The organism is Clostridium sp. (assembly GCF_051278035.1).
GTDB lineage: Bacteria > Bacillota > Clostridia > Clostridiales > Clostridiaceae > Clostridium_AD.
This window is the reverse complement of sequence record NZ_JBNMNU010000233.1, coordinates 1-5,498: the sequence shown is the minus strand read 5'-3', so window position 1 is coordinate 5,498 and position 5,498 is coordinate 1. Positions and strand designations below refer to the sequence as shown.

Annotated in this window: 4 protein-coding genes; 3 read left to right on the top strand and 1 reads right to left on the bottom strand. The window is 32.1% G+C overall.

Annotated features, from left to right (window positions below; genetic code table 11):
• From ACJAX4_RS21775 to argH, 3 genes are all read left to right on the top strand, one after another.
• Positions 1 to 879: ATP-grasp domain-containing protein (locus tag ACJAX4_RS21775; protein WP_435791536.1), on the top strand; the 879-nt coding region annotated here is incomplete at its 5' end.
• 430 nt (positions 880 to 1,309) lie between these two features.
• Positions 1,310 to 2,512: an argininosuccinate synthase gene (locus ACJAX4_RS21770; RefSeq protein ID WP_435791535.1), complete on the top strand. Its 1,203-nt coding sequence runs from the start codon at positions 1,310 to 1,312 to the stop codon at positions 2,510 to 2,512.
• 41 nt (positions 2,513 to 2,553) lie between these two features.
• A complete protein-coding gene (gene argH / locus ACJAX4_RS21765; protein ID WP_435791534.1) occupies positions 2,554 to 3,867 on the top strand; it encodes an argininosuccinate lyase in 1,314 nt (437 codons plus the stop codon).
• Between the two features lie 80 nt (positions 3,868 to 3,947).
• Here the strand turns inward: argH and ACJAX4_RS21760 are convergent, their stop codons facing one another.
• Positions 3,948 to 5,384 carry an amino acid permease gene (locus tag ACJAX4_RS21760; RefSeq protein ID WP_435791533.1) on the bottom strand — a complete coding sequence of 479 codons (1,437 nt, stop codon included), beginning with the start codon at positions 5,382 to 5,384 and terminating at the stop codon, positions 3,948 to 3,950.
• Positions 5,385 to 5,498: the final 114 nt, after the last annotated feature.

Sequence of the window (5,498 nt, the reverse complement as noted above, 5' to 3'; positions counted from 1 at the left end):
GAGCATCTAGAGCGAGCAGGGGTTCATTCTGGAGATAGCATTACAATATATCCAAGTCGAAACATATCTAAAACTATAAAAGAAAAAATATTAGAATATACTAAAAAGGTTGCACGAGGACTAAAAGTAATAGGCATGATAAATATTCAATTTATAGAATTTAAAGGTGAGTTATATATAATTGAGGTTAATCCAAGAGCTAGTCGTACAGTTCCGTATATAAGTAAGGTTAGCAAAGTTCCAATTGTAGAGCTTGCAACAAGAGTTATGCTGGGGGAAAAATTAAAAGATTTAGGGTATGGTAATGGAGTATATAAAGAACCAGAACTTGTGTCAGTAAAGGTTCCAGTATTCTCAACTGAAAAACTTCCAGAAGTGGAGGTGTGTCTAGGACCAGAAATGAGGTCTACAGGAGAAGTGCTAGGAATAGGAAGAAATTTTGATGAAGCTCTATATAAAGGCCTTATAGCTTCGGGAATGAAGATTAAACGAGATAATGGGGTTATCTTAGCAACAATAAACCCACAGGATAAAGACGAGTTTTTGTATATAGCCAAGGCATTTAGTGAACTTAATTATAAATTTATAGCTACGACAGGTACGGCCAAGTTACTAAAAGAAAGTGGTATTGAGGCCTCGGAAGTTAAAAAGATTTCAGAAGGAACACCTAATATAATAAAAAGTAGAACGGTTGATTTTGTAATAAATACACCAACCAAAGGAAATGATTCCAAGACGGATGGATTTAGAATTAGAAGAACAGCTATTGAGAGAGGCACTTTAGTTATTACATCATTAGATACTGCGAAGGCGATAGTTGACCTTCTAAGGAAAAATATTATGAGTGCAAATTTAGAAGTATTTAATATTGTAGACTAGTAAAAAAAAAATCGTATTGAACACGTAGCAGGTAATTCAACACTTGCTACGTGTTTTTTAGTATAACATGCATAAATATTATAGATAAATGAATAAATATTTAGAATAAGTATTGTGTTATTATTAAATGTGATATATAATAAATAAAAAGAAGCTAGTTAACTCAACAGTGATTGTTGAAAAGAACAAAACAACTAATAACTAAGGGGAATAAAATTTATACATAAAACTGTATAAATATACATTGAGGTTATTTTATATATGAGGAAGTGGTACAAATGAAAAAAAATATATCAATTGTATTAACTGTATCAGATCAATTTTGGACTTATTATAAAGACCGGCGAACTAATGAGATTTCAATTAAATAATTAGATAAGTCTTAGAATATTAAAATATAAAAGAAACAAATTCGAAAGGGGATATTAAAATGAAAGAAAAAGTGGTTTTAGCATATTCAGGAGGACTTGATACCTCTATTATAATAGCTTGGCTTAAGGAAAATTATGATATGGATGTTGTAGCAGCTTGCATTAATGTGGGACAAGAGGATGATATGAAGGCAATTGAGAAAAAGGCATTAAGTTCCGGAGCTCAGAAAATATATGTTGAGAACGTAACAGCTGAATTCATCAAAGATTATGTGTTTAAAGGTGTTAAAGCAAATGCTACTTACGAAGGAAAATATTTATTAGGGACAGCATTTGCAAGACCATTAATTGCTAAAAAACTTGTAGAAATTGCTCATAAAGAAGGAGCAACTTATATATGCCACGGTTGTACTGGTAAAGGAAATGATCAAGTTAGATTTGAGGTTGCCATAGCTGCTATAGATCCATCTATTAAGATTATTGCTCCTTGGAGAATTTGGGATATAAAATCAAGAGAAGACGCAATAGATTATGCAAACGCTAGAGGTATTGAAATATCAGTTACTAAAGAAAAAATTTATTCAGTTGATCAAAATTTATGGCATGCAAGTCATGAAGGTGGAGATATTGAAGACTTTAAAAATGATCATAAAAGAGATATGTATCTTATGGTTACACCTCCAGAAAAAGCTAAAGATGAAGCTACATATGTAGATATATATTTTGAAAAAGGAATTGCGAAAAAAGTTGATGGAATCGAGCTCGAACCAATAGATATAGTTACAGTATTAAATAAAATTGGTGGAGAAAACGGAATAGGAATTGTAGATTTAGTAGAAAATAGACTTGTAGGTATGAAATCCAGAGGAATATATGAAACTCCTGGTGGTACTGTTCTTTATGCAGCCCATAAAGAATTAGAAGAAATAACTATAGATAAAGATACACTCCACTTTAAATATTCAATATCACAGAAATATGGAGAATTAGTTTATGACGGACTTTGGTTTACTACTATGAGAGAATCACTTGATGCATTTATAGATAAAACTCAAGAGACAGTAACAGGCTCTGTTAAATTAATGCTATATAAAGGTAATATCATGGTAGCAAGTAAAGAATCACCTAATGCACTATATGATGAAAGTATATCATCTTTTGGTTCAAGTGTACTATATGACCATAAGGATGCAGAAGGATTTATAAATTTATTTGCATTACCAAGCAAAATAAAAGCATACAAAAATTTAAACAACTTCTAAGGAAAAATACAAATTTATAGAAAGTTATGTAGGTGATTTATATGAAACTTTGGGGCGGAAGATTTGAAGGTAACGAAAGCAAGCTTATGGAGGACTTTAATAGTTCTCTAAGCTTTGATAAAAGATTATATTATGAGGACATTATAGGAAGTGTAGCACATGTTAAAATGCTTGCTAAATGTAACATTTTAACTCATGAAGAGTGTACAACTATAGTTAATGGTCTAAATTCTATTCTTTCTGATATTGAACAAGGTAAACTTAAAATTGAAGGTGACTATGAAGATATTCACAGCTTTATGGAAATACAACTTACACAGCTTATAGGAGATGTAGGTAAAAAACTTCACACAGCCAGAAGTAGAAACGACCAGGTCGCAGTTGATATGCGCTTATATTCAAAACATAAGGCCCTGGAGGTTATTGAAAACCTTAATATAATTTTGTGTACCATTGAAAAATTAGGGAATGATAATGTGGCTATAATGCCAGGTTATACACATCTACAAAGGGCACAACCGGTGACCTTCAAACAGCATATTATGGCATACTATAATATGTTAGGGAGAGATGTAAAAAGGATTTTAAGCGCTGTAGATATCATGGATGAGAATCCACTTGGATGTTGCGCCTTAGCAGGTACCACTTATGATACGGATAGAGCATTTACAACTAGAGAACTTGATTTTAAAAAACCAGTAGATAATTTTATGGACGGAGTAAGTGACAGGGATTATTTATTGGAGCTTTTGTCTAATTTTTCTATAATAATGATGCATCTTAGTAGACTTAGTGAGGAACTTGTTTTATGGAGTAGTAAAGAATTCAATTTTATTGAAATTAGTGATGAATTCTCTACAGGTAGTAGCATAATGCCTCAAAAAAGAAATCCAGATGCAGCAGAACTCGTAAGAGGAAAAACTGGGAGAGTATACGGAGATCTAATGAGTTTACTTACCACTATGAAAGGTATTCCACTGGCTTATAATAAAGACATGCAAGAAGATAAGGAACCTTTTTTTGATGGAGCTGACACAGTTTTAAAATCTATAAAAATAATGACTGGAATGTTAGGTTCATTAAAGATTAAAAAGGATAATATGTATAATGCAGTTAAAACAGGCTTTTTAAATGCTACAGAAGCTGCAGATTATCTTGTGAATAAAGGAGCTGCATTTAGAGATGCTCATGGAGTTATAGGATCTATTGTTATACACTGCGAGAAGGAACATAAGGCTATTGAAGATTTAACTTTAGATGATCTTAGGAGCTTTAGTGACTTATTTGAAGAGGATGTATACCAATTTATAGATTATGAAAATACCTTGAGTAGAGGTATAAAAAAAGAAATGTAAAAACCACCTTTAGGTGAAAAACCTCTTTAAAATAAAAAAGCACGTAACATGTAAACTCTACATGTTACGTACTTTTTTATTTAAGCATTCATTCGATTTCTTTTAATGATTGGTTTTACTATTAAATAAGAAATAGCAATGATTGAAACAATGATTATACTTACAATTAATCCTAAACGCTGGTTTGGATTAATTGTCGCTCCAATTAAAGCAAGTATTATAAGTAAAATGCCCAAATATGAACTATATGGTGCAAATAGCATTTTAAATTCTTTACTTTTGATATTCCCTTTGAGATTACCATGGACAGGATAGTTCTTTCGGATTTTTATTTGTGCAGCTAAGATAATAATCCAATTTCCAATCAATAATACACCCGCTGCAGTGGTTAAATACTCGTAAATGGTAGCTGGTAATACTAGAGATAATAAGATAGTTATAAGTAAACCACTTGTGCCTAGTAGAAGAGCAATAACATTTACACCTTTTTTATTCTTTTTCATTACTATTTTCGGTGCCTCATGATCCTTTGCAAGAGATAATAATACATTAGTTATAGCAAAAAGTGCCCCCACAAAAGTTGAAAATGCAGCGCTTATAACAACAATATTAAAAATAGAAGTCATATACGGAAAGTTAAATGCAGAAAGTGCGGTTATAAAAGCACTTTTGCTCAGCTGAATTTGCTGCCAATGCACCATTTTTAAAATTATCACAAGTGAAGCAATATATAAAACAATTAAAGCTAGATTTAGCGCATTAATAGCTTTAGGAATTGATTCTTTGTGCTTTAACTCTTTAGTAGCTGCGCCTACAACTGCTACTCCAGCGAAAGGAAACAGTGCAAAAATCATAGCAGACCATAGTCCTTTTATGCCTTTTGGAAACCAATCAAGTGTAGATAATGAAATTACTGAACCTCCTGCCACGGATCCATTAGGCGACACATACCCAAGGATGAATAATACACCAAAGATAATAAACAAAACGAGGGTTGTAATTTTTACTATAGCGAAAAGGGATTCAATTTTACCGAAATCTTTTACTCCAAGCAGATTAATGCCTAATCCTAAAGAAGAATAGATAAGGGAAAATACCCATATCGGAATCTGTGGAAACCAATAGCGTGTAAACACAGATAGTGCAGTTACTTCACTAGACATAATTAATACACCCGCGACCCAAAACATCCAACCACTGATAAAGCCAATATGGTCTCCGAAAGCCTTTCTAGCATAATCCCTAAAAGATCCTGTTGCTGGGTCATTGATTTTCATTTCTGCTAATGCATTGAAAGTGATATACGCAATTAGTCCAGCAATTAAAAATGCTAGTATTACAGATGGACCAGTTAATGTAATGGCTACACTTGTACCTAAAAAGAAACCAGCTCCAACAATAGAACCTATTCCAATGAGACTCAGTTGCCACCAAGTTATTCCTGTCTCCCCACTTCGTTTAATTTTCTTTTTATTATGATGTTCTACTATCTGTGAAACTATTTTTTCATCATTCAAATAAATTCTCCGTCCTTTCTTCACTGCTTTAACAATTATTATAAAAATGCAAATGTATTTCTTATCTTACTTTCGTATAATATTTAGCATTGGTTTCTAAAAAAATAATCATTA

Coding starts and splice junctions, on each gene's coding strand:
- ACJAX4_RS21770 (WP_435791535.1), top strand. CDS start 1,310: ATGAAAGAAAAAGTGGTTTTAGCATATTCAGGAGGACTTGATACCTCT.
- argH (WP_435791534.1), top strand. CDS start 2,554: ATGAAACTTTGGGGCGGAAGATTTGAAGGTAACGAAAGCAAGCTTATG.